General features: G+C 63.8%; 21 protein-coding genes. 8 read left to right on the forward strand and 13 right to left on the reverse strand.

From position 1 onward, the window contains the following. Nucleotides 1–53: 53 nt before the first annotated feature. On the reverse strand, nt 54–1055 hold the full coding sequence (locus OJ996_RS08075; protein ID WP_264513031.1) for an alpha/beta fold hydrolase: 1002 nt from the start codon (nt 1053–1055) through the stop codon (nt 54–56). A gap of 68 nt (nt 1056–1123) precedes the next feature. Next, a complete protein-coding gene (locus OJ996_RS08080) occupies nt 1124–2197 on the reverse strand; it encodes an LOG family protein (RefSeq protein WP_264513032.1) in 1074 nt (357 codons plus the stop codon). A gap of 85 nt (nt 2198–2282) precedes the next feature. Here OJ996_RS08080 and OJ996_RS08085 point away from each other — a divergent pair, with 85 nt between their 5' ends. Continuing rightward, nucleotides 2283–2723 carry a nucleoside deaminase gene (locus OJ996_RS08085; protein WP_264513033.1) on the forward strand — a complete coding sequence of 147 codons (441 nt, stop codon included), beginning with the start codon at nt 2283–2285 and terminating at the stop codon, nt 2721–2723. A gap of 11 nt (nt 2724–2734) precedes the next feature. Here OJ996_RS08085 and OJ996_RS08090 read toward each other — a convergent pair whose 3' ends face one another. Both OJ996_RS08090 and mgtE read right to left on the reverse strand, forming a co-directional pair. Then, nucleotides 2735–3130, reverse strand: a complete 396-nt coding sequence (locus tag OJ996_RS08090; RefSeq protein ID WP_264513034.1) for a protein kinase family protein — start codon at nt 3128–3130, stop codon at nt 2735–2737. Continuing rightward, on the reverse strand, nt 3127–4524 hold the full coding sequence (gene mgtE, locus OJ996_RS08095) for a magnesium transporter (protein WP_264513035.1): 1398 nt from the start codon (nt 4522–4524) through the stop codon (nt 3127–3129). The genes OJ996_RS08090 and mgtE overlap by 4 nt, the downstream gene beginning before the upstream one ends. A gap of 152 nt (nt 4525–4676) precedes the next feature. Here mgtE and OJ996_RS08100 point away from each other — a divergent pair, with 152 nt between their 5' ends. Continuing rightward, nucleotides 4677–5735, forward strand: a complete 1059-nt coding sequence (locus tag OJ996_RS08100) for a hypothetical protein (protein ID WP_264513036.1) — start codon at nt 4677–4679, stop codon at nt 5733–5735. Between the two features lie 23 nt (nt 5736–5758). On the opposite strand, the gene OJ996_RS08105 is transcribed toward OJ996_RS08100, so the two are convergent. From OJ996_RS08105 to OJ996_RS08120, 4 genes are all read right to left on the reverse strand, one after another. Beyond that, nucleotides 5759–6412, reverse strand: a complete 654-nt coding sequence (locus OJ996_RS08105) for a hypothetical protein (RefSeq protein ID WP_264513037.1) — start codon at nt 6410–6412, stop codon at nt 5759–5761. A gap of 132 nt (nt 6413–6544) precedes the next feature. Beyond that, nucleotides 6545–7273: an N-acetylmuramoyl-L-alanine amidase family protein gene (locus OJ996_RS08110; protein WP_264513038.1), complete on the reverse strand. Its 729-nt coding sequence runs from the start codon at nt 7271–7273 to the stop codon at nt 6545–6547. A gap of 48 nt (nt 7274–7321) precedes the next feature. Next, a complete protein-coding gene (locus OJ996_RS08115) occupies nt 7322–9061 on the reverse strand; it encodes a hypothetical protein (protein WP_264513039.1) in 1740 nt (579 codons plus the stop codon). After that, nucleotides 9058–10650: a hypothetical protein gene (locus tag OJ996_RS08120; RefSeq protein WP_264513040.1), complete on the reverse strand. Its 1593-nt coding sequence runs from the start codon at nt 10648–10650 to the stop codon at nt 9058–9060. The genes OJ996_RS08115 and OJ996_RS08120 overlap by 4 nt, the downstream gene beginning before the upstream one ends. Before the next feature lie 119 nt (nt 10651–10769). Between OJ996_RS08120 and OJ996_RS08125 the strand changes: the two genes are divergently transcribed. After that, a complete protein-coding gene (locus OJ996_RS08125; RefSeq protein WP_264513041.1) occupies nt 10770–11243 on the forward strand; it encodes a nucleoside deaminase in 474 nt (157 codons plus the stop codon). Between the two features lie 7 nt (nt 11244–11250). On the opposite strand, the gene OJ996_RS08130 is transcribed toward OJ996_RS08125, so the two are convergent. The 3 genes from OJ996_RS08130 to rnhC form a co-directional block, all read right to left on the reverse strand. Next, the gene (locus OJ996_RS08130; RefSeq protein WP_264513042.1) at nt 11251–11814 is read right to left on the reverse strand and encodes a septal ring lytic transglycosylase RlpA family protein; all 564 of its coding nucleotides are present in this window, start codon (nt 11812–11814) and stop codon (nt 11251–11253) included. A gap of 53 nt (nt 11815–11867) precedes the next feature. Beyond that, the gene (locus OJ996_RS08135; RefSeq protein ID WP_264513043.1) at nt 11868–12185 is read right to left on the reverse strand and encodes an HU family DNA-binding protein; all 318 of its coding nucleotides are present in this window, start codon (nt 12183–12185) and stop codon (nt 11868–11870) included. A gap of 84 nt (nt 12186–12269) precedes the next feature. Then, nucleotides 12270–13211 carry a ribonuclease HIII gene (gene rnhC, locus OJ996_RS08140; protein WP_264513044.1) on the reverse strand — a complete coding sequence of 314 codons (942 nt, stop codon included), beginning with the start codon at nt 13209–13211 and terminating at the stop codon, nt 12270–12272. Nucleotides 13212–13313: 102 nt separating this feature from the next. Between rnhC and OJ996_RS08145 the strand changes: the two genes are divergently transcribed. Genes OJ996_RS08145 through OJ996_RS08160 form a run of 4 tightly spaced genes read left to right on the forward strand, consistent with a single transcriptional unit; the run spans nt 13314 to nt 17730 of the window. Continuing rightward, nucleotides 13314–14357 carry an A/G-specific adenine glycosylase gene (locus tag OJ996_RS08145; RefSeq protein ID WP_264513045.1) on the forward strand — a complete coding sequence of 348 codons (1044 nt, stop codon included), beginning with the start codon at nt 13314–13316 and terminating at the stop codon, nt 14355–14357. Between the two features lie 33 nt (nt 14358–14390). Further along, complete coding sequence (locus OJ996_RS08150) at nt 14391–15179, forward strand: S1 family peptidase (RefSeq protein ID WP_264513046.1); 789 nt, start codon at nt 14391–14393, stop codon at nt 15177–15179. Then, complete coding sequence (locus OJ996_RS08155; protein WP_264513047.1) at nt 15176–15589, forward strand: hypothetical protein; 414 nt, start codon at nt 15176–15178, stop codon at nt 15587–15589. Before OJ996_RS08150 ends, OJ996_RS08155 begins: the two co-directional genes overlap by 4 nt. 47 nt (nt 15590–15636) lie before the next feature. Then, nucleotides 15637–17730, forward strand: coding sequence for a TonB-dependent receptor (locus OJ996_RS08160; protein ID WP_264513048.1), 2094 nt, complete (start codon nt 15637–15639; stop codon nt 17728–17730). Between the two features lie 96 nt (nt 17731–17826). On the opposite strand, the gene pbpC is transcribed toward OJ996_RS08160, so the two are convergent. Both pbpC and OJ996_RS08170 read right to left on the reverse strand, forming a co-directional pair. After that, nucleotides 17827–20076: a penicillin-binding protein 1C gene (gene pbpC, locus OJ996_RS08165; RefSeq protein ID WP_264513049.1), complete on the reverse strand. Its 2250-nt coding sequence runs from the start codon at nt 20074–20076 to the stop codon at nt 17827–17829. 84 nt (nt 20077–20160) lie between these two features. Beyond that, nucleotides 20161–25953, reverse strand: a complete 5793-nt coding sequence (locus tag OJ996_RS08170) for an alpha-2-macroglobulin family protein (protein WP_264513050.1) — start codon at nt 25951–25953, stop codon at nt 20161–20163. A 332-nt stretch (nt 25954–26285) separates the two neighbouring features. Here OJ996_RS08170 and OJ996_RS08175 point away from each other — a divergent pair. Next, nucleotides 26286–26469 (forward strand): transposase (locus OJ996_RS08175; protein WP_264513051.1); only part of this gene is annotated, 184 nt, incomplete at its 3' end.

Below are 26469 nucleotides of genomic sequence, written 5' to 3' on the forward strand. Positions count from 1 at the left end.
TCCATCGATTCACCTGCTGCGATCATCGAGGAAAGCGATGATCGGCGGGTCGATCACTTCTTCTTTTTCGGCAGCGCGCTGATCCAGCGCTCCACGTCCGTGATCACCTGCTCCTTCTTCTTATCGTACATCAGCAGATGGTAGGAGTCCGGATAGAGTTTCATCTGCCGGGTCTTCTTGTCCGGGATATTGCCGAAGAAGTCCTTCACATCCTCCGTGCGGCTGAAGAAGTCCTTGTCACCGTGGAGGACCAAGGTGGGCACGGCAAAGGTCTTGGCGCAGTCCGGCATGCCGTCGATCAGCTCGCCGAGCGTCACCAGCAGGCGCAGCGTGTGCTTGTCGATGTGCCAGGAGTTCGTCTCCGCCTGTTCCGAGTGGATTGTGTCGTGGGTCATCTGGACCTCTTGGCCGCCGGCCAGAGTCTCGAGGGAAAGCCGGGCCATCGGAGCCACATTGGCCATCTGGCGGACCAGATCCTTTTTCCACTGCGGGAAGTCGTCCCGGAACTTCACGACCGGAGAGGACAGCACCAGCGCATCGCAGGGCGGCCGCTTTCCTTCGGCGGCGTTCAGGCGGTAGGTGTGGGAAGCGATCAGGGCGCCCATGCTCTCGCCGAACCAGATAACCTTCGCCTTCGGGTGCTTCTCGCGCACCATCTCGGTGAAGCGGGTCAGATCCTTGTACCACTCCTGAGGGTCATCGATATCACCGCGGCGCTCTTTCAGCGGGTCCTTGCCTTGGCCTCGGACCTCGTAGGCGTAGACAGCCGTCTTGGGCTGCTCCTTGAGCATCCGCTTGCCGAGATTCTCGTAATCGATCGCGGCTCCGCAGAAGCCATGGATGCCGATCACCACCACGTTCGGCTCGCTCTCCGGCTTCACCCATTTCCGGTAGCCGAAGGTTTCCCGGCGCAGCGACTCCTCGGGCTTGTCAGTGACGAGGGTGTAGTCGGTAGCGCACTGACTCAGAGCCAGTGCCGACGCCGCGAGGCAGCAAAACCGTAGTGCAAGATGCAGCGGCCGACCAAGCCGGGAGCTCCCTGAAATGTCCTTCATCCGTTGAAATTGTGCCACTTCTTACGGATGCCCGCAACGCTGCTTTCCACGAAGTTTCCCCGGAGAAATCACGCACCTGCGGGCTGTTTCTCCACCAGACCGGACCGGATAGCGGGCAGGATCTCATCCAGCGTCTCGGCGATCGCGAAGTCGCCCGGGTCGCAGAAGGTCTTGAGGAGTCCGATCAGGGGATCCCAGAAGCGAACTCCAGCCGGGTTGAGCCGATTGAACAGAACCACCGGTTTGCCGGTCATCAGCGGGTTCTTCTGGCGCTTGAAGATCATCAGTGCCAGCAGCTCCTGCACGGTGCCCGCGCCACCGGGGAAAATAACGAAAGCGTCCGAGTTCTCGATCATCACCTCCATGCGGGTGTAAATGTCGGGGCGGAGCCAGAAGCTGGAGAGCCCGTCGGGAAGGCCTTCGAGCTCGATGATGTGCGGCACGTTGGAGCCGGCGGTCCAGCCGCCCGCACCCACGGATCCCTCGACCACCGCACCCATGATCCCGGAGCGCCCGGCACCGGATACGCAGCCCATCTTGTTCTCCGCCAGCTGGCGGCCGAGCGACTCGCCATCCGCCAGATAGAAAGGTTCTTCCAAGGTAGCGGAGCAAAAGACGCAGACATTCGCGATATAGTCGTCGGGCACCGGCTCTTCGAATGAGGTGGCCTTGCTCTCTCCGATCTTCTCGCGTCCGGCATCCGGCAGGCCCTTCATGCGGACCATTTCCAAGGTATCGAGAACCCCCTCCGGGTGCTCGGCGGCCAGCAGGAAATCCCGGTGGTCCTGCTTGATCGTTCCCATCCGGTTGAGGTGGTCCAGCACCGCGAAGAAGGGGTTCCAGGATCCATCGGTATTCAGGATCACGGTCGGCTTGCCGGCCAGATTCCGGTCGATCGTCTGGTAGCCCACGAAGATCGAGATCGCCTTGAACATGTCTTCCAGCGTCGCGCCGGGAGTGAACACGAAGGCCTCGGACTCGATGATCTTGCGCTCGATGTTTGAAAGCGTGATGCGCTGGTCGCCGTTGGAATTGTAGATATCCCAACCTTTGCTAAACAGCAGGTAGAGCAGGCGTGCACGCACTTCCCGTCCCGGATCGTCGGTTCCGCGGACGGTTCCAGAAAGTCTTACTTTAGGCATGAGATTCGCTGAGGGCAGGGTGATCCAGCAGACGCCGTGCCGGGGGCAACCGGAGGCGTGTAGGGCAGGCCGAACTATAACGCACATGGACCCGTTTCTTCAAGCCGCCATCGCGGAAGCCTCGGCAGGACTCGCCGAAGGAGGAATCCCCATCGGCAGCGTCCTCGTCCGTCAGGGGATCATCCTCGGTCGCGGTCACAACCGCCGCATGCAGCAGGGTAACCCCGTGCTACATGGCGAGATGGATGCCCTCCAGAACGCCGGCCGTCTGCCCGCGCACATCTACCGCGAGTGCACGCTCTACACCACGCTCTCGCCCTGTCCGATGTGCTCGGGCGCGATCCTGCTCTACGGCATTCCGAAGGTGGTGATCGGCGAGAACCAGACCTTCATGGGCGAGGAGGAACTTCTGAAGAGCCGCGGCGTGGAGATCGAGGTCGTGCAGAGCGAGAAGTGCATCCAGCTCATGCGCACCTTCATCGAGGCCAATCCGACCGTGTGGAACGAGGATATCGGCGAAACCTGAACCGTGATTGCTCAAGCGCCGGCCTTCGGATCCGGCAGGATCTCCGCTAGCTCGAAATCGATGATACAGAAGCGGCCCGCGCGGGTGTCGTAGGTGATGTTGCGCGGTTCGGCATCGAGGTGCCGCACGCCGTAGTCTCTTTCGAGGTCCGCGAAAAGCTGGTCCGAGCGCTCCCTGCTGATCGTGTCCGCCGGTTTGCCGCAGCCGGTGGAGACGAAGTAGAGCTCCTCCGGATACTCCTCCAGTACCTTCGGTACGTAGTCGCAGCCGCGTTCTTCCAGCACCTTTAGTACCGCCACCTCGTTCGCATAGCGCTTGTCGGCATCGGTGCCGCGGAACCGCTTGTGCACGCGGTTCATCCAGTCGAGCCGCACGTGGGCGCGGATGCCATCCTTGAGGTCTTTCATAATCCGAGAATGGCCCGGGCCACGCTAAAGTAGATCACCATCCCGGAGACGTCCACGATCGCCGCGATGGCGGGCGCGGAAACGACGGCGGGGTCGAGTTTTGCGGCTCGTGCCCCCAGTGGCAGCAGCGAGCCGAGGAAGGTGGCGGAAGTGACCTGGGTGGTGAGCGCGATCGCCACCGCAAGCGCCACCTTCGCCAAGCTCATCCCGCCCGGCAAGTTGAAGTGGAAGAAGGGCAGCAGCAGCACCGTGAAGAGCGCCATGCAGGTGCCCAGCAAGGTCCCCAGGAAGAAGCCCGTCCGCAGTTCCTTCCACGCCACGCGCCACGCCGATCCCGGGTCGATCTCGCCCAGAGACATCGCCCGGATCACCATCGTGGAGGCCTGCCCGCCGGTGTTGCCGCCCGCGGCCACCACCATCGGCAGGAACAGCGAGAGGATGAAAACCTGGCTCAGTACCGTGCCGAAGCGCATCATCACATAGCCCGACAGGATCGAAACGAATGCCAGCCCGGTGAGCCATCCCGCCCGGCGGCGGAACTGCGTGAGGATCGTGGTATTGAGATAGGTTTCCTCCGATTGCTCGCCACCGATACCCGCGATCTTTTCGATGTCCTCGGTGCTTTCCTCCTGCATGATCTCCATCGCGTCATCGTGGGTGATGATGCCGAGGAGGTGGTCGAATTCATCCACGACCGGCAGCGCGATCAGGTCATACTTGAGCAGCATGTTCGCCGCTTCTTCCTGGTCCGCGGTCGCCAGCACGCGCTCCGGTCCGATCTCGCGCATGATATCGCGCACCGGAGTATCCCAGGTGTTGAAGGCCAGATCGCGGAAGCGCAGCTTGCCCATCAGACGGCCTTTGTCATCCACCACGAAGATCCGGCTGAGCGTCTCCGTGGATTCCTGGCCCCGGCGCAGCATCTCGATCGCCTGCTTCACGGTCTGGTTCAGGAAGATCCGGCCGATCCGGGTAGTCATGCGCCCGCCCGCCGTGTCGTGGTCGTACTTCAGCAGCGAGCGGGTCAGCTCTTCATCCTCCGGACCCAGCAGGCCCAGGAAGCGCAGCCGCGCCTCGTCGCCCACGTCCTGCAGGACGTCCACGCGGTCGTCATCCGAGAGTTCGCGGAAGAGCACCTTCAACTCCGAGGGGCTGAAGGCATCCAGCGCCTCCTCGATCAGGGAGTCAGGCAGCTCCACGATCATGTCCGCCGCCAGCGCGGGGCCGATCGTCTTCAGGAAGACCGGGTGCTTCTCTTCATCGAGCTCCTGATAAGCCTTCGCGAGGTCCGCGTAGTGGGTCTCCTCGGCCAGCGCCCGGACCGCGCTCAGATCCTCCGCCTCCACCGCCCGGAGCAACTCGTCGTGGGGCGTGGTGGCTTCGTCGTCCGGCATGCGGGAAGTTTACGGAGGGAGAGGCGCTCGCCAAGAGCGGATCGGTGACAGAGGCCTGTTTGGAGCGGATTCTCCCCTCGTCCCACCGGGTCGGCCGGAGCACTGAACATCCTTCGCAGAGGGCATTCGTGCTGCTAGAGCTTCCGCGTCCCATGTCACTTGATCCCGCCGAGCTCGACGACTTCCTCGATCTGCTAAGGAACCTCGTCCGCGAACCCTCGGTCACAGGGGCGGAGGACTCCTTCTTTCGCGTCCTCACGCGGGAGCTTCAGGAGCTGGGGGTAAAGCTCACCTACTATCAGGGTCTTCTGGTCGCCCAAGGAAGAGATCCGGATAGCCTGATCCTCTCCGCACATGCCGATCGCCACGGCCTGGTTTGCACCGGCCCGAACGAGTTCCAGTACTCCGCCTTCCTCGCAGCGAACCGCAGCGAACAAACCGGCGACTCGGTCTCCGAGCAAATGCTCGGCCTGATCCAGAATCGCTTTGCCGGCCAGCGGGTGCAGGCGCACATGCCCTACAGCGGCACCTACCTGGGCCAGGGGGTCATCACCCGCTCCTATGTCTGCCCCTATCGGAACAACCTGATCTTCGAGATCGACGGTTTGGGCTTCCTGCAGCCGGGCACACCGGTGTCCTTCCTCGACCGGCTAACACGACAGAACGGGTGCATCTCCGCGCAGCTCGACAATGTGGTATCGGTGGCGCTGCTGGTCTTCCTCTTCCGCCGCGGCTTCCGTGGCACCGCGCTTTTCACTGCCCAGGAGGAAGCCGGTCGCAGTTGGCGCTATGCCCACGCCTGGTTTCTCCGCGAACAGATCCGCACCCAACGGCTCATCGTCCTCGATACCAGCCCCTATCCCACGCGGGAATCGGCCGAGGCGCAGCACTTGGTCCTGCGCCGGAAGGATGCCAGTGCTTCCTTTGCGCCCGGCATCACCGCGGAGATCGGCGAGCGTTGTGCCGCACTCGGCATCACCTGCACTTATAAAGATGCCTACGTCGACGCGCTCAATGAAACCCGGGTAAGGAAGCTCTCGCTCGGGCGCACCGAACTCGGGCGTTTGATCGCCGCGAGCAACGGCGAAGTAAGCGGCACCACCGTCCAGATTCCCACTACCGGCTACCACACGGCCAGCGAGACGGCCTCCCTCGATTCGGTCCGGGCCGCGCTGCTACTATTGAGCTCGTACATCGATGCCGCAGCCTGAAACCGGCAGCAAGGGATGGACCTTCACTTTCGTTCGCCCCACTTCAAGGTCAGTGACAGGCTGGCACCTTGCGCGCCCGCTCTGAGGCTGGGAGTCGCTAGATAGAAGGTGATGGCAGGCTCCTGATCCTTGTAGGTGGCGGTGAATTCGGGAGCGTTTTGCCAGAGTCCGCTGGAGATCCACGTATCCAGCTTCGCATCGGAAACGCCCAGAACCTTCAGCGTCGCCACCGCCTGGCGCATCAGGGTCGCCGGGTCCCCGTTGGTCCGCAGCTCGAGGAGTGAGATGCGGGATTCGTCCGTGATCGGGAGCTTCGGCGGATAGTGTTCGCCGGGTTCGGTCCACTCGGAGCGGGGGAAATGGCAGCGCATCAGCTTCCACGCGATCGCTTCATTCTGGCGGTCGGCTTGGCGGAGGGAGAAGCTGGAAGGTTCAGCCTCCATGCTCAGCATGGTGAAGGGCACTTGAACCGGGGCCCGCTGCCCGCCCGGGCCTCCTGCGTTTGGACTCAAGCGGGCCAGGTCATCCAGCCAAGGCGGGATGGGAAACTTCAGGCCGGTCTTCGTCATCTCCCTGAAGCTCGGCGGCTGCGTGAGGTCCAGCGTGGCAGGCGCGTCTTCCGCTATGGCCGGAGCGAGCAGGAACAACCCGAGGCAGAGAGAGGAGATCGTTTTCATGCGGATGGTGGAACGCGGAGGGGCTATCTTTATTCAGGGCTTTGGTGTTCCCCTCCCATCTTGCATACCCCTTATGCCAAAACCGTTTCGTACTTTTCTGTTGGCCTCCCGGGAGTCTCTCCGGTGCCAGGATCAAGACCCCGCCGGATCGGTCGGGCGGCTCGGCGGAGCGTAGATCGGCTTCGGCAGGGCCCCAGTACCGGCATCCCCGTTCGCCTGTTGGTCCAGGATCGCCTTCGCCAGTGCGGCAGCCATCTTCTCGCGGTAGACAGGGTCGGCACAGAGACGGGCCTCCGAGGCGTTGCTCAGGTAGCCGATCTCCGCGAGCACGCAGGGCACATCCGGATTGCGCGTCAGGCGCAGGCGACGGCGGACCATGCCGCGGTTGCCGGACTCGGAGGGCGATACGGCCACCATCCCGCGCTGGATCCGCGTTGCCAAGCCATGGCTATCCACGCGCCAGTAGTAAGTCTCCGGTCCGCGGATACCCGCGCCGCTGGAGTTGTAGTGGAGGCTCACGAGGATCGCGCCGCTTTTGCCACTGGCGCGTGAGGCGCGGACATCCAGATCGATGAACTCATCTCCGCTGCGCATCAGCACCGTTCGCACCTTGCCGGAGAGGTAGCGCTGCAGACGCTTCGCCGTATCCAGCGCCAGGTCCTTCTCCCGCACGCCGTGGGAGACCGCGCCCGGGTCCTTGCCGCCGTGCCCGGCATCGATGATCACCGTGCCGAAGCCCTTCGGCCCCGGGCGATGGCCCCATTCGTCCGGGCTCAGGCTATTGCCCGGACCCGTGGCGGGGCCGGAGCAGGAAGCGAAGCAAGCAGCGAGCCCGGCAAGGGCGAGGAGACGGAACGTCATGGCGGAGATCATGCGCGAGGGATCGGCCTTGCCAAGGATTCGCGGCATTCAACGGCCGATTGCCCCACCTGAATTCATGAAGGTCGTCACCTCGGCACGTTCGCTGGCGCTCAGGCTGCCGATCCAGCGTTGGACAGCAGCCGGTTCATATTCCGCCCAGCGTGCGGCCAGATTTTTCGCGGCCCAGAGTCGCTCCGTGCCCTCGGGGAGTTTGGTGACCCACGCGGCGGCGGCAGTGGGATCTTGGTCGGCCCAACGGGCGGCCAGGTCGCAGGCGGAGTTGGCCAGGGATCTGTCCCGTATCGATTGCGAATCCTGCTGCGCGGGGCGGGCGTCCGGATTCTCCAGCAGGTAGGCGAGGGCCTTGCCTTGGAATTCCACAGGCATCTGCCGATCCCTCCGCGTGATGAACCTGGCTGCCACCGCTCCCTTCTGTTCGGCAGTCAGCGCGTCGAACCCGTCGTTCAGCGCCTGAATTTGCTCGCGATCCCATTTGCCGATCAGACGGGTCTCCGCCCAGCTGATTTCGCGACCGTTTGCTGCGATATCACCAAGCAGGCTTGAGGGTGTCACTTCCTCGGCATCGCTGCTACCGGCTTTGGAAGCGAGCGCCTCCTTGGCGGCTTGGAGCTCGGCTTCGTCGGTGAGCCCGGCGATCCAGTCCGCAGCCGCTTGGGCGTCCAAACCGAAGACCAAACCTTGGACGGCAATCCGGTTCTCATCCTCGTTCAGAGTTCCGCCTGAGATCAGGGCCTTCAACTTCTCGGGGTTCTTCCCGCCGAGCCGGCTCAGAGCTTGGTTTCGGATGCTCTCCACTTCGTTCTCATTTAGTCCGAGTCCTGCCAGATCGGTCTCGAGCCATTGGGCCGGATTCTCATGGACCATGTAGTAACTGCCGGGACCGGATGTGACCGCACCAAGCCAGCCGGGTGGCAATGATCCCGGATCGCCTGCCACTTTCTTCATCAGGTCTTGGTCGGATCCCACCACCTCGGCGAAGGTCTGCATGCCATCTTTCTGATCCAGAAGTCCGGCGAGTCCTCCCGCGAAGTCCTTCCGCAGTGAGGATCTCGCGAGACCGCGTCGCGCGAGATCCTGTGCGTTCCGTGGCAGTGTCGCGAGCTGTGCTTCGAGCAAAGCGGGAGCAGACTCCGCCAGTTGATGCAAGATCCCTTGGATCTCATATTGATTGTCAGCGCCGGATAGCTTGGCGAGGCCTGTGATCCGTGAGAGCACGAGTTGGGGATCGGCCTTTGCCAGTGCTGCTCCCATCTGGCTGAGCATGCTGCTGCGCATCTGCGGATTCGTCTGGCCTTCGATCAGCGCGAGAGCCGCGGCCGGCTCGCGGCTAGCCCAGTCTTGGGAAAACTCGTAGGTGATGCGGATATCCCTGCGGAGACAGTATTCCAGCATTCCGCCGGGATCCGCCTCCTGCCAGCGGGACAGCAGGCTGCGCTGGAAGAGATTGGCCTGCATGTCTTCGCCGCCCTTGAACCAACCGGAAGATAGCCACCTCTCGATATCGGCCAGCGGGATGTTGTCCGCGAGTTGGATGGTGGCGCGCAATCGTTCTTCCGTGTTCCCTGCTGCACGCAGCGGGGCGAGCATGGCCGTCACCTCCGATGGTTCGCCACCTTTAGCAGGGGATCGATCGGTCTTGCTCGCCATCGTCCCGGTCTTGCTCGCCTCCACGTCTGAAGGTGCCCAGTCGCGGCCCGCTATCCAGCCCGCCGCGGCGCAGAACCCGAATACCAGAACGGGAAGAATCTTATGACCTTGCGCTTTCACGGTTCGGTTCGGGGGAGATAGCGTTGCAGCGATTGGCGCATCTGCTCGGGAAGCTCCGCTTGATCCAACCACTGCCGGGCTGATTCGCGATCATTGCCCGCCCAGTTGGCAAAGGTGTTCATCAGCGAGCTATGCCGCTGGTTCTCTTGTGAAAGGCGGGTGGCCCATTCTGCTGCTCCTTCATAGTCGCGCTCTTGCTGGAGTTGGTAAGATACTGCCGCCACGCCCATGTCGCGGAGGTCCGGATTATTCTGAGCTTCGGTCCACGTGGTGAGGCCATTCATATCCTGGCGGGCCCACTGTCGTGCCACCTGTTCGGGTCCCGTGTTCCGCCCGTGATAGAAAGGCCCTTGGGCCGCAGGGGAATTCCGCGATTCCAGATCCATCACCGCGTTCAAGGTCCGGCCGGGGTCCCAGCCGGTGAGTTCGGTCAGAAACTCGGAGACACCGCTCACGCCAAGCCCGCCGCCGCCTCCACCACCCGGATACTGGACCCAGCTTCTGCGCATGGAAGCGTCGGGACATTTCTCGAAGAGCTCTTGGAGAAGCGCGAGCGCCTGCTCTGGTTGCTCCGCCACCATCGATTTGCCCAGCTCGGCGAAACGCTCCGCGGCCAGCCGCGGCGTATCGATCTTCCGTGCTTCTTCCGCGGCTTTCTCCGGGTCCGTCTTCGCAAGATGCGAGAATGCCGCCGCTTCAATCTCGCGGCGCATGGCACCGGACGGCAGACCCGCCGCAAGGCTGGCCAGCACCTCGGGCTGTTCCTCCTTCAGTGTATTGAAGAACTCTTTGCGAAGCCCATTGTCGTCTGTGCCGCCACGCTGGTTGAGCCAGTCAAAGGCCCGGTGGGGGTCCTGCGCCGCCCACTTCTTCAGGGCGCTCCGGTTCATGTAATCATAGCCCGGGAACTTGCCGAGGAACTCGAGTTCCTTCTCCGGATCACCGCCGGAGAGCTGCTCCGCCATCTCGTAAATATGGAAGGTGTTCTTCAGCGCCGGATCCTTGGCGAGCATCTCCTGCGCGAGTTCCGGGTGGAAGTAGGCCAGCCCCCGCAGCCCGTAGTTCCGCATCATGTCGGACTTCCCTTCGATGTAAGCGAGCATGCCCTGCGGATCGCTCATCGCCCATGACCACATGGCGGGCACCTCGTGCCCTGTCCGCTTCGCTGCTTCCAGCATCCCGGCCGCATTCTTTTTCCCCCATTGCGTGAAGAGCAGGTCCTTGATGGTGTCGTTCGGATCTTCCCGAGTGTGATACCCGTCCCAGAAGGCGCTCATTTCCTCCTCGGAGGCATCTAGCAACCACAGGCCGAGCCGCGCATAGAGCGGGCCGCGGTTGAGCTGGAGCAGGCTCTCGACCGTGTCGGTGGACTTGGGGAGAGCGGCCGGTTTCACCAAGGTGAGCTTGGGTTTCCCGCTACCAGCTCCGCGTGCGCTGTCCCGGTGTCCATCCTTGCCCGCCTTCGCTGTCTCCAGGTTCTCAGGAGAGCCGGTGGCCTCACCCTCCGGCCCGGTCAGGCGGGCGATGCCGAAGCCCGCGATCAAGCCGGTCCCGGCCAAGGCAAGCAACAGGTAAGAAGGAGGCTTCATCAGTTATCATTTCCTAGCGGACGTCCCAACTCCTGGCAAGAAGCCGCTTGCGACGAGCTTCGAATGTGGCCCGCTACGAGCTTCCGCTCCGCCGCCGATTCCGCTAGCAAGCACCCGCCATGTCCACCGATCCCCGATTCATGCGCCGCGCCATCGAACTCGCCCGTCTCGGGATGAACTCCGGTGCCGGCGGCCCCTTCGGTGCGGTCGTGGTGAAGGATGGCGAGATCATCGGCGAGGGTTGTAACCGCGTGGTCGCCACCAAGGACCCGACGGCTCATGGCGAGGTCGTTGCGATCCGCGATGCCTGCGATCGCCTCGGCCGCTTCAGCTTGGAAGGTTGCGAGATCCACACCACCGGCGAACCCTGCCCGATGTGCCTCGGCGCGATCCACTGGGCGCGCATCGGCAGGATTTACTACGGATTTAGTATCACGGATGCCGCCACGATCGGATTCGATGATCGCGAATTCTACCGCCAGTTCAGCCTGCCCCTCGCGGAGCGGCAGGTGCCCTGCGCCCAATCGGCAGGTGAGGAGGCCAAGCTCCTGTTAGGCGAATATATGGCCCTTCCGAACCGCGTGCCCTATTGATGCGGGCTCAGAACAGGCCGAAGAACCACTTCTTCTTCGCGCTGCGCTTGTAGCTGCCGTCGCCCACGGAGAGCACCTTCACCTCCACTTCGGCGAGGCCTTGGTCCTTGAAGCCGATCTTCTTCGCGGCGCGGGGCGAAAGGTCGATGATCCGGTCGCCGATGAAGGGGCCGCGATCGTTCACGCGGCATTTCACGGACCTCCCGTTCTGCAGGTTCGTCACTTCCACCATGCAGGGCAAAGGCAAGGTCTTGTGAGCCGCGATCAAATGCCAAGGCATCACCTTTTCACCTAGCGAGGTCTGGCCGCGCTTGAGGCCGAAGAAGCTCGACTCATCGTACCAGGAGGCGGTGCCGCTCTCGACATGATAGATGGCCTGGTCCACCCCCATGGGGTGATAGGTCCCGCCACGGACCGAGTAGGACTTGGTCATGTAGCCCTTGTAGTCCCCGCCCGGATAGGCGCAGGAGGCGAGAAGAAGAACCCAAGAATGCCGGATGACGAATTTACGAATGTCGAATGACCGGTGAGGGAGCGGGCCGGCTTCCGCTGCGTTAGGAAAGCCAGCCATCTCTTCAGCACACTTCATTCGACATTCGTCATTCTGAATTCCTCATTCCCCTCTCACTTCTGCCGCTCGCGGATCAGGGGCAGCGTGCGCGCCACTTGCTCCTTCATCTCCTTGCCGGGCTTGAACTTCACCACGGCGCGGGCGGGGATCGGCACATCCTTGTCCGGATCCTTCGGGTTGCGGCCGATCTTGGCCTTGGTCTCCTTCACTTGGAAGGCACCGAAATTGCGCATCACCACGGTGTCGCCACTGGAAAGGGAATCGGTGATCGAGTCGAGGGTGCGCTGGATCACATCGAACACCTGCTGTTGGGTGAGGCCGGTTTCGTTGGAAATCTTGATGACGAGCTCGCGTTTGGTGATGGTAGCCATGGCTTTACGGGTGTGTGATGGTGAAATGCGGCGCGGGGATTGGACACCATAGGAATGGCGCTTTGTCCCGCGAAAAATCCAAAATCATGCGGAATCCATGCCAGAGGTGTTTGAATCACCGCGCACGTTAGCAGTCGTCTTGAAATGCAGTTTTGCAACTTTTGCGAGCGTCTCCATTCCGTGTTTTGCGATGACCTGACGCGCGGCATCCACCACCGCGGCAGAAGCCCCCAGCGGCAACACTACGCCGCCGGAGGTGGAAGTCTTGTCCATCCAGTCGATGAATCTTTCGCGGGCGAGGATCGAGGCGGCAGCCACCGCGATGTCGGATTCCCCCTTGGTCCGCTGGTCGAGTTGGATTTCCACACCCTGCTGCTTCAAGGCCCGGGCCAGCACGTCCGGCCGGGCGAACTGGTCGCTGAGGGCCCGCGGGCAGGCCGGCCGTTGGCCCGCTAGATTCGAGATAACCTTGGCATGTCCCCATGCCAACAGGCGGTTGAGATTGCCGAAGGAAGCAAACATCTCGTTGTAGCGTTCCGGGCCGATGGCGACGATCGAGACGGCGATTCCCGGAACTTCCCGGATCTTGGCCGCTAGATCCCGTATCCGCTTGGCACTGGCGATGCGTTTCGAGTCCATGACCCCGGTGGCCTTCAGGGCTCGGGCGATGGGGGTGTCGGTATATACCCCGGCGATCACCAAAGGGCCGAAGTAATCACCCTTGCCGCTTTCATCGATGCCGAAGTGCGGGGTATACATCTCCGGATCGAGTTCCTCCTCGTAGCCCAGCTTGGCCTCGCCCAAGACCTCCGGCTCTAGCAGGAATCGGATGAAGTCCTCCGTGTCTTTCCCTTGGATCAGCACTTTCGGGCCCTTGGCGTAGACCGCCACGTTCAGCTTTCCCTTCTTCGCGGCGTAGAGCGTGTAGGGCTTCTCCTCGAATTCGTAGCCGCGATCCTCCAGCACCTCCCGCAGGCGTGTCGCCTGGGCGGTGGTCAGCGGCGCGGTGTGCGAGGTGAGGGCCACGGGCAGGCAGTGAACCGCCAAGAAGCCCGCTGCGCCAAGGATTTTCCCCTCTTCGCATCAAGTGCATTGGCCTTTCCGGCTGTCCGCATCCATGCTCCGGGCGTGCTCAAGCCGATCTCCCGCCAGACCCCGCTCGATGCTCCGGAAGCGTTCCGGGCCGCGCTCCGCGGGTGGTTCGAGCAAAACGGGAGGGACTACCCATGGCGGCGCACCACGGATCCATATGCCGTGCTGGTCTCGGAGGTCATGCTGCAGCAGACACAGATCGCCACGGTGCTGGGTCGCGGCTTCTACACCCGCTTTCTGGAGCGGTTCCCGGATGTCGCCAGCTTGGCGGCTGCGGAGGACGAGCCGCTCCTAAAGGCATGGGAGGGCCTCGGTTATTACCGCCGGGCCCGCATGCTGCGGGAGTCTGCCCGCGCGGTGATGCAGCAGCATGGCGGGAGCTTCCCGCGGGATCATGCGGGCCTTCTGGATCTGCCGGGGATCGGGCGCTACACGGCGGGTGCGCTGTTCTCCTTCGCCTTCGATCTGCCGGCCCCGCTGGTAGATGGGAATGTCGCGCGGGTGCTGGCACGGCTCTTCGATCGAGCCGATCCGGTCGACACCGGAGCGATGCAGAAGTGGCTGTGGAACACCGCGGAACAACTGCTCGATCGCGAGCATCCGCGCATTTTCAACTCCGCCCTGATGGAACTCGGGCAGACGCACTGCCGTCCGGGCGTGCCGGATTGCCTGTCCTGCCCGGTTTCCGCCTTCTGCCAGACGCGGGAGCCTTCCGCCCTGCCGGTGAAGGCGAAGAAGCAGGTGATCAAGGAGATCGACGAGCATGTACTTTTCGTGGTCGACCAAGGCCGCCTCCTGATGTGCCAGCAGGGGAAAGGACGGCGCGAGGGGATGTGGCGTCTGCCGGTCCGCGGGAAGGACGAGGTGGCGGGACTGCCTCTGCTTCACCGGCGGAAATATGGCATTACTCGCTACCGCGTGACCCTACATCTTCACGACTGCGCTCAAGGCCCTCCGGTGGCCACCCACCGCGCCGGCGAGTGTTGGGTGCCGCTCCCGGAATTGGCCCGTATCGTTATTCCTCCGGCTGATCGGGCGGCGATCACGGCGGTTCTTGACGCTGCGGAAGAAATCGCGTGAGAACCGGTAACTCTTTTGCTTCATTTCCTCCGGATGCGACTCCTCACCCGCCTGATCACCGCCGCCTTCGCGGCAGCTCTCTTTAGCGGGTGCACCGTCACACCGCCGGCACCCGCACCGGACACCGAGGTGCCCGGGCGCGCCGTGCTCCGGCAGGCTGCGGCACGGCTCACCGCCGTGGTGATCTCGGGGAAGGACGAGCTTTCTCCCTGGGTGGAGAGCCGCTTCACGCAGGGACACGGCCCTGATGACGCCGATGGCGGCTCGGCGGTGCCGATCTCCCCGGATGGCTACTTCATCACCGCGGATCACGTGCTCTCGCGCTCCTCGGGCCGGAATATCTTCGTGGTCCACGGCCAGCAGGGTGCCCTGCGGGCGACCAAGGCGCGGATTGTCTGGCGCTCCGCGTCCACCGATCTGGCGCTGCTGCATATCCCGGTCGCCACCCCGCGCTACTACACTTGGAGTTCGCCGGACCGCTGGTTGCCCGCGGGCACGCCGGTCATCCACTCCGGTATCGCCACCGGCTTCCGCAGCGAGCCGGGCAAGCTCGTGACCGGCATCCCGCCGGGCAAGAAGAACGGCACCCGCTTCAAGCACGACATCCCGCTGGAGCCGGGCGATAGCGGCGGCGCCGTGGTGGATGCCCATGGCCAGCTGGTGGGGGTGAATTCCGCGGTGGAATTCCTCGTCCCCCTCGAGACCGCATTTTTCATTGAATCCGAGGCAAACCGTCCGAACGTGCCAGCGTTGCAGCGGCGGATCGAAAAGGACCGGCAAAGCAATCCCAACCTGATTCCCGCCGTATTGGATTCACCATGAGATCGCTGCTGCTCGCGCCGCTCCTGCTTACCGCCTGCACCCCCTTCGAGGAGGAGGTCGGTCGCTCGGAGAGGGCCGCGCAGGACCGGATCATGCTGGTGCGGGATGCGCCGGAAACCCTCGGCCACCGTCGGCTGGTCTACCAGTCCGCCGCGCACCCCACGCTGCGCGGATTCCTTACGGAGGAAGGCCTGCCGGATTTCATCGCAGAAACCTCGAGCGAGGACCGGCAGTACATGATCCTGTATTATCTGGACTCCATGTCAGCCTATTCCTGCCGCACCCGGCGCGGCACGACCCAGCCTGTGGATGTCGCCGGGCCCTACAAGATGACCAAGCGGGAAACCGCGGTGCTACGGGAACTCCAGTCCGGTAGCGAGCGCCATGCCTCGATGCCGACGGAGCACTGAGAATTTTTCTCTAAGATTTAAACGGGTGGGACGTTCCGGCCCTACCCATGAATAAAATCCTCCTCTTGCCGTTGCTGCCCTTGGTGGCACAGGCCCAGGATGCCCTGAATCCGATTATCGTCACGGCCGGCCGCTCGGAAACGGCTGAAAAGGACGTGCCCTACACCATCGCGGAGCTCGACTCGAAGTACATCGAGGAGAACAAGCGCCGGACCCTGCCGGAGGCACTTCAGTTCACCCCCGGCGTGCTTGTCCAGAAGACCGCCAATGGCCACGGCTCGCCCTATGTCCGCGGTTTCACCGGTCGCCAGAAACTCCTGATGGTCGATGGCGTCCGCATCAACAACTCCGCTTGGCGCAGCGGCCCGGTCCAATATTGGAACACCATTGATCCGTATTCGATCGATCACATCGAACTGGTGAAGAGCCAGGGATCCGTCCCCTACGGGTCGGATGCCATCGGCGGCACCATGAACGTTTTCACCAAGTCCTCGAACTTCCGGAACGAGACCGAGGGCGAGTTCTTCACCCACGGCGCGGCCTATTACGAGTATCGCAGCAATGGCGATGATTCGCACATCGGCCGCATCGAGAGTTCCTTCGGCATCGGCGGCCAGTACGGCGTCATGTTCGGCGTCACCGCGAAGGACTACGGTGATATCCGCGACTCCGCCGTCGGCCTGATGAGGAATACCGGCTACCCGGAGCAGGACCTGGATTTCCGCTTTGATATGGCGCTGAACGCGCAGACCACGCTCACCCTCGTCCACCAGCAGGTGAATCAGGATGCGATCTCGCGCTGGCACTCCACCGTCTTCAATCCCGGCTGGCAGCATGGCGGTCACGTCGCGCAGCCCGGCACTTGGCTGGCTCGCACTTACGATCAGGAGCGCTCGCTCACCTACATCCGCGTGGAGCAGGAGAACGAGGACAGTGCCTTCATCAAGCGCTGGAATGCCACCGTTTCCTACCAGACCACCCGCGACTCGGAGGCGCAGTACCGCACCCCCACCGACCGCCGCTACCAGATCGCGGAGATCGACACGGTCGGCTTCGACCTGACCCTTGAGTCTCCCCTCGGCCCCGGCGACCTCGTGTACGGCGTCGACTACTACCGCGATACCACCGAGTCGGAAGGCTATCGTCGTCGCGCTGCGCCTCCGCTCGCCTACGATCGCGCCACCCGCCCGATCGCGGATGACTCGACCTACGAGCTCTTCGGCGCCTTCACCCAGTATGTGTTCAAGCCCGTCGATCAGTTCGAGCTGACCGCCGGTGCCCGCTACACCTACGCGAATGCCGAGCTGGGCCGCTACTGGGATGCCGCCGCCGGCACCGACCAATATGGTGCGGACCGCGATTGGGATCATGTCGTCGGCTCGCTGCGCGGCATCTATCACCTGAACGATTGCTGGAGCATCTACGGCGGTGCCTCGCAGGCCTTCCGTGCCCCGAACCTGGATGACCTTTCCGGCAACCTCACCGCCCGCTCGGGCGTGGCCGCCACCGGTTCGGTGGACGTGGAGCCGGAAGAGTACATCACCTACGAGCTCGGAACCCGTCACGCCACGGAGAACACCTCGCTGAACTTTGCCGCCTTCTATACCGACGTGGACGATCTCATCGTCGGCGTGCCGGTCAGCTCGGGCAGCGCCACCACGGTGGCCACGAACGGCCGCGACGGCTACGTCTACGGCGTGGAGCTGGAAGGTGCCTGGCGCTTCCACCCGCAGTGGACGCTCTCGGGCTTCGGAGCTTGGCAGGACGGCCGTACTGAGACGAGTGCCTTCGTCGGTGGCCCGCTGGTGGATGAGCCGGGTTCGCGCCTGCTTCCGCTCACCGGTTCCGTCGCGCTGCGTTGGACCTCGCCCGCCGAGGTCTTCTGGATCGAAGGCCGCGTGCTGGCCGCTGCTGAAGAGAATCGCCTGAGCGCCTCCGACCGCGCCGACAACCAGCGCATCCCGTCCGGCGGCACGCCGAACTACATCACCTACATGCTTCACGGCGGCTGGAAGGCCACCGACCACCTCGACCTCACCGCGGGCGTGGAGAACATCACCAACGAGGACTACCGCAACCACGGCTCCGGCCAGAACGAGCCGGGCTTCAACGCCATCGTCGGCGCGAAGCTTCACTGGTAAGCGAACATTCACCCCAACCCCCGGGCGCATCCGGATCGGTTCGGCTGCGAAGCCGCAGGGCCATTTGGTCCTGCGGCTTTTTCTTTCTCCGGAACGCTACCGCTCCTCCACCACGATCTCCACCTCCTGCTTCTCGCCATTCCTCTTGTCGGTCGCGATCAGCACGTGCTTGCCCGGCTTCAGCTTAGCGACTGGCTCCGGCTTCCCCTCCCGCAGCGCCAGGGTGCTACTCGACCATTCCACCTCGCCCGGCAGGTTGCTGGCAAGGTGGAGCAAGCCGCCGTTCGGAAGCTCGGGATCTAACAGATATCTCGTGCCCATGCGTGGCGCGAGAATTCTCAGTGGAATCTCCGAGGGCTGATCCTTCGCCAGCGTGAAGTCCGATCGTCTCCGGTTGTGTTCCGATGCCAGCCACTCCGAGTAGGAGGCATCCAGCAGGATCTTTCCCTCCGCATCCCGATCCGTGTTTGCTGCAAACATTGGGAGGCGATCCGCGGGGACCAAGCTGCTCATTCCCGTCTCCATGCGCTTGCCGGTCCGCGGATCGACCTTGATCTCCACCAGCCCCTCTGGCTTCTCCAGCCATTGCGACGGATGATCGCGGTGCATCCGCACCATCGTGCGATGGAAGATCGGCCCGGCCCCCGCCACGCCGGAGAGATTCTTCATCGGCGAGTTGTCGAAGTTCCCGGCCCATACCCCCACGGTGAACTCGGCGGTGTATCCCACGCACCAGTTGTCCCGGAAATCCGAGGAAGTGCCCGTCTTCGCGGCACAGCGGAAAGGCAGCTCCATCGGCCCGCGACGACCGAAGGAGGCCGCCCGCGCCTCTGCATCGGAGAGGATGTCGGCAATCAGATAAGCCGAGCCCGGATCTAACAGATTGTTTGCCTCGCAAGGTTCGGCCGGGAAGAGCAGGGGAGGGCGGTGCACACCTTCGCTCGCGAGCGTGGCGTAGGCATTGGTCAGGTCCAGCAAGCGCACCGGTGCATTACCGAGGGTAAGCCCCAGCCCGTAGGAGCGGAAGTCTTGGCCGATGCTCTCCAGCCCGAGCGAGAGCAGCAGCTCGTGCAGCGGCCGCGGCCCGCCGATCTCGTTCAGGGCACGCATCGCCGGAACATTCAGCGAACACGCCAGTGCCTCGCGGACACTCACCGGACCACGGAAGCTGCGGTCGAAGTTCTCCGGCGCGTCCAATCCCTGCTCGGTTCGGAAGCGCGTTGGGATATCCGCCACGATCGATGCCGGATGCAGCCCGCCCTTCTCGAAGGCCAGCAGCCAGGTGAATGGCTTCAAGGTCGATCCCGGCGAGCGCGGCGTGAGCGCCCCGTTGATTTGCCCGCCCTTCGGGTCGCGCCAGTTGCCGGATGAGACCAGCGCCAGGATCTCGCGGCTGCGATTGTCCAGCACCACCACCGCGGCATGCTTGAGGTTCGAGCCGGATAGCTTGGCCAGCTCCTCCTTTACGATCGTTTCCACTTCGGCCTGCAAGCCGCGCTCGATCGTGCAGCGCGGATCATCGCCGTGGCCCCAAGTTCCGAGCGTGTTCGGCAGCCAGGGTGCCACCGGATTCTCCGGTAGCGGCCTCAGGCGCAGGGTCTCCGCCCTTGCCGAAGCGATGCGGGCCGGGTCCTTGCCCTCCTGGTTCGAGAGCCGCTGCAGTACCACCTCGCGGCGTTGCAGCGCTCGCTGCGGATGCTTGATCGGGTTCAACCGGCTGGGTGCCTGAGGCAGTCCCGCCAGCAGCGCGTTCTCCGCCAGCGAAAGATCCGTCAGCGGCTTTTGAAAGTAGAAGCGGGCCGCCTCCGCCGGTCCGCTACGATGGTTCCCGTAGGGAAGCCGGTTCAGGTAGGCGATCAGGATTTCGTCCTTGCTCCACCTCATCTCCAGGTGCCGCGCCAGCATCGCTTCGCGCAGCTTCGTCTTGAGATTTCTCGGCGCCGGAGGGGAGGCCAGCTTGATCAGTTGCTGCGTGATCGTGGATGCACCGGAAACCGCCCGCCGGTGCAGCGCCGCATCCTTCGCCGCTCGCAGCGTCGCCAGCAGATCCACCCCGCCGTGCGAACGGAAACGCCGGTCCTCTGCCGCCAGCGTGCAGTCCACCAGATCCCGCGGAATCTCCTGCAGCGATACCGGCGAACTTCGCGTGAAGTCCGGCAGCACCAGATGATGCAGCGGCGCGCCGTTCCGATCTAACAGAACCGGCGAGCCCGCCGGATTCTCCATCAGCGATTGCGGCAGCTCGAAACAACGCGGCAGCGCGAACCAAGAGAACAGACCCGCAGCCAGCCCCACTCCCGGGAGCAGGATGCGCTTGCGTCGATACCAGCGGCGGCTTGCCGTCATCGTTCCGTGAGCGCGGACTTCAGTCCGCTTGGATGGTTGAGAAGAAAAGGGAGCGCGGACCTCGGCCCGCGCTCCCCCGGGACCTTAGAACTCACGCGACGCTGAGAGCGCCGTGTTGTTCGGATCATACATCGATTCCGCTTTGGCCGGCGGGGCCACGGCCTTGCCCTCCATCGTGCAGCGCGCGAGGTAGGTGATCTTCTTGCGCGTGCCGCCCCAGACGCTGTCGTAGAAGAACAGCGCGCGATCGGAACGCAGCTCGCTGTGCGAGACAGCCCAGTCGTTCTCCGAGGTCCGGCCCGCGTTGCCGTGCGCCGCTTGGCTGGAGAAGTCGTTGTTCACCGCCTCGAAGATTGCGGGCAGGCGGTCTTCCACCACCAGATAGCGCGATTCCCGCTGCGGCAGCAGCACTTCCAGCGTCACCCGCACCAGATCGCCCGGCTTCGGTTCCGCCAGCGGTTCGCTGGTGCCGTCCGGCTTCACCTTCTCGTAGAAGCGGGTGATCTCCATCCCGTCCTTGGACACCGGGATCTGCGGCACGATGTCCGGCTTGGAGGCCAGCTTCACGCGCAGGTAGGACATCTTGTCGGAGGTGGCGGAGAGCTTCAGGTCCGGGCTCAGCGCAAACTCCATCGAGACCGCCGGATCCCCGGCTTTCAGCACGATCGTCTTCGGACCCTCGGCGGTCGTCAGCGTCACCGTGGATGCCTCGGACTCGTCGTGATTCTCCGCGTAGGTGGCCAGCGCCAGCAGGGACCAGGCGTTCACCCAGGTCGTGTTCCAGTGGCCGTAGGGATTGCGGTCGCGCACCAGCTTCTCCAGCGCGTTGCCCGCTTCCATCGATTCTGCATCGAGTGCCGACCATGCCAGCAGCTCCATCGCGCGATCCGCTTCCCATGGCATCCAGGTGTCGTCCTTCAGGCGGAACTTCGTCTTGTCGCGCAGGATCGCCACGGCACCGGCCTCGTCATCCGCCGCTTGCAGGGCCAGCGCCAGATAGCAGCGTGCCCGGTTGTTCAGGTCGGCCATGCGATCCTTCAGCGTGTTGACGTAGGCACCCGGCTCGCGCCCGGCGATGCCCAGCACCCATGCCGCACGGCAGGCGGTTTCCAGCTCATAGGGCGTCGCCCCGTTGCCGATCCCGCGCAGGCCCGCTTCCAGATGGTTGCAGAGCGAGGCGATCGAGGCTTCCGGCACATCCGCACCGGCTTCCTTCGCGAGCAGCAGTCCCAGCCCCGCATAGGCGGAGGCCCACGGCACCGACTCGCGTGCTCCCGGCCAGTAGGTGAAGCCACCCTCCGGCTGTTGCATGCTCAGCAGGCGGTTCACCCCGCTCTGCAGCGCCGCTTGCACCTTGGCCGGCGGATACTTCGCGAAGGAAGGCACCACACCGCGCAGTTGCTCGACCGCTAGCCATGGCATCATCGAGGAGGTCGTCTGCTCCACGCAGCCGTAGGGATAGCTCAGCAGGTAGTCCACCGAACCTGCCGCATCCATCAGCAGCGAGCGCGAGAACTCCAGCTCCACCTGACCGCGGCCCTTCAGCAGATCCGGGTCGAAGTCCTTCAGCAGGTCGGCACCATTGGCACCCAGCTTCACCGACTTCGCCTGGCGCAGCAGCGGCACCGGGTAGGTCACTTGGAAGCGCGCCTCGACCTGGTCGCGGTGCTTGCTCGCGATCACCGGCGTCATCTCCACGCCTTCCAGCGAGACCGGCTCCGCTTTCCACGTCAGCACGGCTTCACCCGTGTTCTCGAATTTCACCGGGAACATCACCGTGGCGGAGCCACCGGAGTCCAGGGTCAGGGTCTTCTCGGTCTCCGCACCCACCAGCGTGGCGATCGGATCCGAAGCCGCCGGGCTCGGGTTGAAGGTGATCTTCCAGGTTCCCTTGAAACCGGAGGCGTTCTGGACCAGCGCCTGCACCTTGAGCGAGTCGCCCTCGTTTGCGAAGCGCGGGGCCTGCGGCTCGATCATCAGCGGCTTGTTCACCGTCACATCCGCTTGGCTGTGGCCGAACTTCGCCTCGCCATGATGGGCTACCGCGATCACGCGGTAGCGCGTCAGGGTGTCCGGCATCGTGAAGTTCGCGCTGAATTTCCCGTTCGCATCCACCGTCAGGCTCGGAGCCCATCCCGCACAGGGGTCGAAGTCCTTCCGCGCCCGATCCGCCAGCGCGGACAAGTCGCCATCGCCACCGCCCACGAAGAAGCCCTTGTTGAAGAAGCTCTGCTCTTCCGGCGATTCCGCCAGGAAGCGATCCAGCGTGGTGCCGCAGTTCACCCGCAGCTCGCGCGGATCGTAGAACCACGCCATCGGGTTCGGCGTCTCGTAGCCCATCACCGCCAGCGTGCCTTCATCCTCGGCATACAGCGTCACCTCGGCACCTGCTGCCGGGCTGCCGTCCGCCAGCTTCACCGTGCCGCTGAAGTCTACCTTCTGCCCGGGCAGAACGCTGTCCTTCGGCACTTCCAGATTCACGGCCAGACGGTCGCGGACGTTCTCCACCATTAGCTCGCAGTAGCCCAGCCGGAGCTGCGGCTCCTTGAACTGCCGCGCGCTGTCTTGCGCACCCTTGATCACCAGCACGGAGACGAAGGCATTCGGCGCATCCGCATCACCCACCGGGATATCGAGAACCGGCTTGTCCGCCTTCAGGTCGACCATGAAGGAGCGCAACACCTTCTCGCGTTCCACGGTCACCAGGGCCGTGCCTTCGATCGGGGAGAGCACCAGCACCCGGGCGGTTTCACCCGGTTTGTAGAGCTTCTTCTCCGCCACCAGCTTGATCCGCATCCCGTCCTCGTAGGCCCAGGGATACTCGTCGCCGCCGTAAACGTGGATCGAGGCCACGGTGGCAAACTCGCGGCCTTCCGCATCCTTGCCGCGCAGCTCGACCTGGTGCAGGCCCGGCTGCTGCGGGGCGAAGAGGAATTCCGTGCCCTTGCCGCCGCTCAGGTTGAGCTGCGTGGTGGAGAGGTCCTCGCGGCGCGCCTCGTTGCGCACCGCGCTGCCCCCGTTGCCGTCGGACATGCGCACCTGGTCGTTCACCTCGCGGGAGTGCTTCGCCTCGACCGTGAGGTCGCCGGCGAAGGCCTCGCCCTTGGTATCTACTGCCACGATCTGCAGCGGCAGGCAGTCACCCACCCGCACCAGCTTGTCGATGCGGCCGATCCCCACGTATACGGAGGACGGGTGCACCGTGGTTTCGGTGCTCTTGTTCAGAGATTGCTGGTTCGCATCGGTCACCTCGGTGGAGAGCGTCACCTCGCGGGTCATCGGGAATTCCGCATCCGGAAGCTTCGCCGTGACCTTTGCCGTGCCGTCTTCCGCCAGTTCGGCCTTGCCGGATTCGTTGTTGGAGCGGCGCGAGCCGTAGTCGTCGTCCCAGCGGTAGCCGAAATAGTGGTACCAGTAGCCGAAGTCCTGCGTCCGGTGATCACCGAAGAGGTAGTCGCGGAATTTCTCCGGGTAGAAGTTCGTTTCCTGCACGTGGGTGAAGGTCTCCACCTTTCCCTTTGCCACCGGCTGGCCTTGGTAGTAGCCCGCTTTCAGCAGCAGGGAGACTTCCTTCGCACCCGGGGCCGGTTGATCCAGCGTGTGCGCGAGCTCGAAGGCATTGCGGCGGAATTCCTCGACGCGCAGCGGCAGCTCGAAGGCGGCGTTCGCCTGGATCTGCTCGCGCTTCGACCAGTCTTCCTCGTCCTCCAGATTTGCCAGTTCTTCCGGATACTCCAGGCGGATGCGGTGGAAGCCGGTCTTCTCCGGTGGTAGTTCGATGTCCGCATCGAAGCTGCCGCTCGCCGAGAGCGTCACCGCACGGCGCACGATCTCCTTGTTCGTCGGGTCCAGCACCACGAGGTCCGCGTGGGCCTGCGGCTGGGCGATGATCGCATTGCCATTCTGGCGACGCACGATGCCCTTCAGGTGAACGGTTTCACCGGGACGATAGAGCGAGCGGTCGGTAAAGAGGAAGACCTTGCGGAATTCTACCGGAGTCGTTTCCCAGGAGTAGCGCACCGGGAAGCGCCACAGTCCCACGGTCGGCAGAGCCGTATCGTAGGCGATCGAGTAGCGGTCCGTGCCCAGCACCGCGTGGAGATGGCGTGCCGCAGCCTCGCGGGGCAGGCTGGCCATGCCATCCGCACCGGTCTTGGCCTTCTGCAGCTCCTTGGCGTCTTCGCCGTAGGTGGTCAGTTCCACATCCGCCAGCGGCTTGCCCGTCAGGCAGGAGAAGGCGAACACGCGTGCCTCGCCATCGATGACCTTCCATGCCAGGCCGATGTCCGTGAGCTGGATCAGGGCCTGCACCACCGGAGTCTTCACCTCGCTTTCTTCCTCCTCATCGGAGTTCGGGGTCGTCTCGCCCTCCGGAGCGCCTGCGCCCTCCTTCGGCGTGCCGGCGATTTCCAGGAAGAAGGCGGAGGGGGCCTTCGCCACCGGGTTGTGACCTTCCTCGTCTTTCGGGAAGCCCAATTCCCACGGCTTGGCATCGCCGCCCAGCACCTTGTCCCAGTCCAGGATCAGCGGCTGCGTGGTATCCAGTGGATTGCCCAGCGTGATCTCCAGATCGGCCACGGTCGTGCCGCCCATCATTTCGTAGGGGACCAGGTGCGTCGGCTTCAGGTACTCGCCGTTCGGGCCGGTGCCGGTGTAGTGGCGGTAGCCTTGCTGCGCGCGGATCAGCTCCGCGCCCTCCAGCTTCTTCACCCGCACGCGCACCTTCTCCAGGTTCACGGTTTGCACGCGGTACTTGCGGGTTCCGGAGGCCAGCTGGCTCTCATCCTGGCTCGGCAGCGCGAGCTCGGCGGGCAGCGCCTCGAAGCGCAATTCCTTGGACACCGGCTGGCCGAGGGCACGGCCGTCGATCGAGGCCAGCTCTCCCGCGAGTTGCACGGTCCATGCCGCCTCTTCCGAGAAATCCCCGAGCAGGTGAAGCTCGTCATTCCTCACCTCGATCCGGAAGTCCTTCGGCAGCGGGGTGATCTTGACCAGGTCCGGCGAGAGATCGACCGGCAGCTTCACATTGAAGTCCGCTACGATCTTCCGCGGTTCGTCAGCGATCGTCACCGCGCTCAACGATTCGATAGTCAGCGGGTCCACGTTGCCGATGTGCCGCACCGCATCCGCGCCGAACTTCGCCTTGCCGCTGGCATCCGGCAGGCCGTTCAGCATCGAGAGCCGCCAGTTCTTTCCTTCCGGCAGCGCCTGCAGCGGCGTCACCACCAGGCCGTTCGGCAGCTCCAGCTCCGGCTTCAGCTCGCGCTGCGGTGGCTCGGCCAGCCCGCGCTTGGCGAAACGCTCGCTCCATGAAAACCCGAGAAAGCCCGGCTGCTTGAGCCGGCCGAAGGTGGCGCGCTCGGTTTTCGCCGCCACACGCTTGCCGCCATCCGCCTCGAAAAAGAGGAAGGGTGCCGCTTTCTCCGGCACCACGTCGCCGTTGAAGCGCAGGAAGAAGGCCGCCGTGCGTGGCGACCAGTTGCCGTCGTAGCGCTCTAACAGGGTAGCGTAGTCGACTTGGAAGGGCTCGCTCGGAACTTTCCCGAGATCCTCGTTCGGCACCGCTGTGCCGTCGAGGTGCTGGTGCTTGCCCTTCAGCTTGAAAGTATAGGTCGTCCCCAGCACGGGAGCCGTGGCGGGACGGAATTCCAGCACGTTCGCCTCCTTCCAGTGGGTGCTTCCCGCCCATGCCGGCTGGATGTCCAGCCAGGGCGTTTTCGCTTCTTGTCCGATCCGGTCCGCGGGAGCAGCCGCGCGGTCCAGTACGAGTTCGATCGTGCTCTCCGGCGTCAGTGACGCTGTTGAGACGTGGAGACGAGGTGCGGCGGTGGCACCGTGGATACTAAGGCCCGCCAACAAGACGGCAATGGGGCGCATGGTCGTAGGATAAGTTACAGCTGATGATACGAAATCGGCAGCGCCCGACATGTCATCCTATCCCACGAAATTTTTCAACTTCCGGCTTGTGAAAATCAGGTGATGAAAACCCCGCTCAGCTTTGCGGAAACACAAGGAGCGATGCTTGTTTTCGTGATCTAGAGCCCCAAAGGGGCGACAAGGAGAAAGCCCAAGGTAAGCGCAGCGCAACCTTGGGTTCGAATATGGCGCAGATTGGCACCCTGAAGGGGTGCGAGGAGGCACGCTAATAACCTTCGGTGATCTTTCCTCGAAAGTGAGGACACGGGAAGTAGGGTAACTTCCCAGAACCGATGAATCCGAAAGATCCGCTGCGCCCCATCTCCAATCCGGCCAAGCGCAGGCAATACGACGAACAATTCAAGCGCGACGCCGTCGCCTTGCTCGAGACCGGCCGCAGTGCCACCCAGCTCGCCCGCGAACTGGGCATCTCGCAGTGGAATCTCCGCGACTGGAAGCGCCTCTTCGGCAGCGGCG

The sequence above is a fragment of the Luteolibacter rhizosphaerae genome (genome assembly GCF_025950095.1).
In the GTDB taxonomy this organism is placed as follows: domain Bacteria; phylum Verrucomicrobiota; class Verrucomicrobiia; order Verrucomicrobiales; family Akkermansiaceae; genus Haloferula; species Haloferula rhizosphaerae.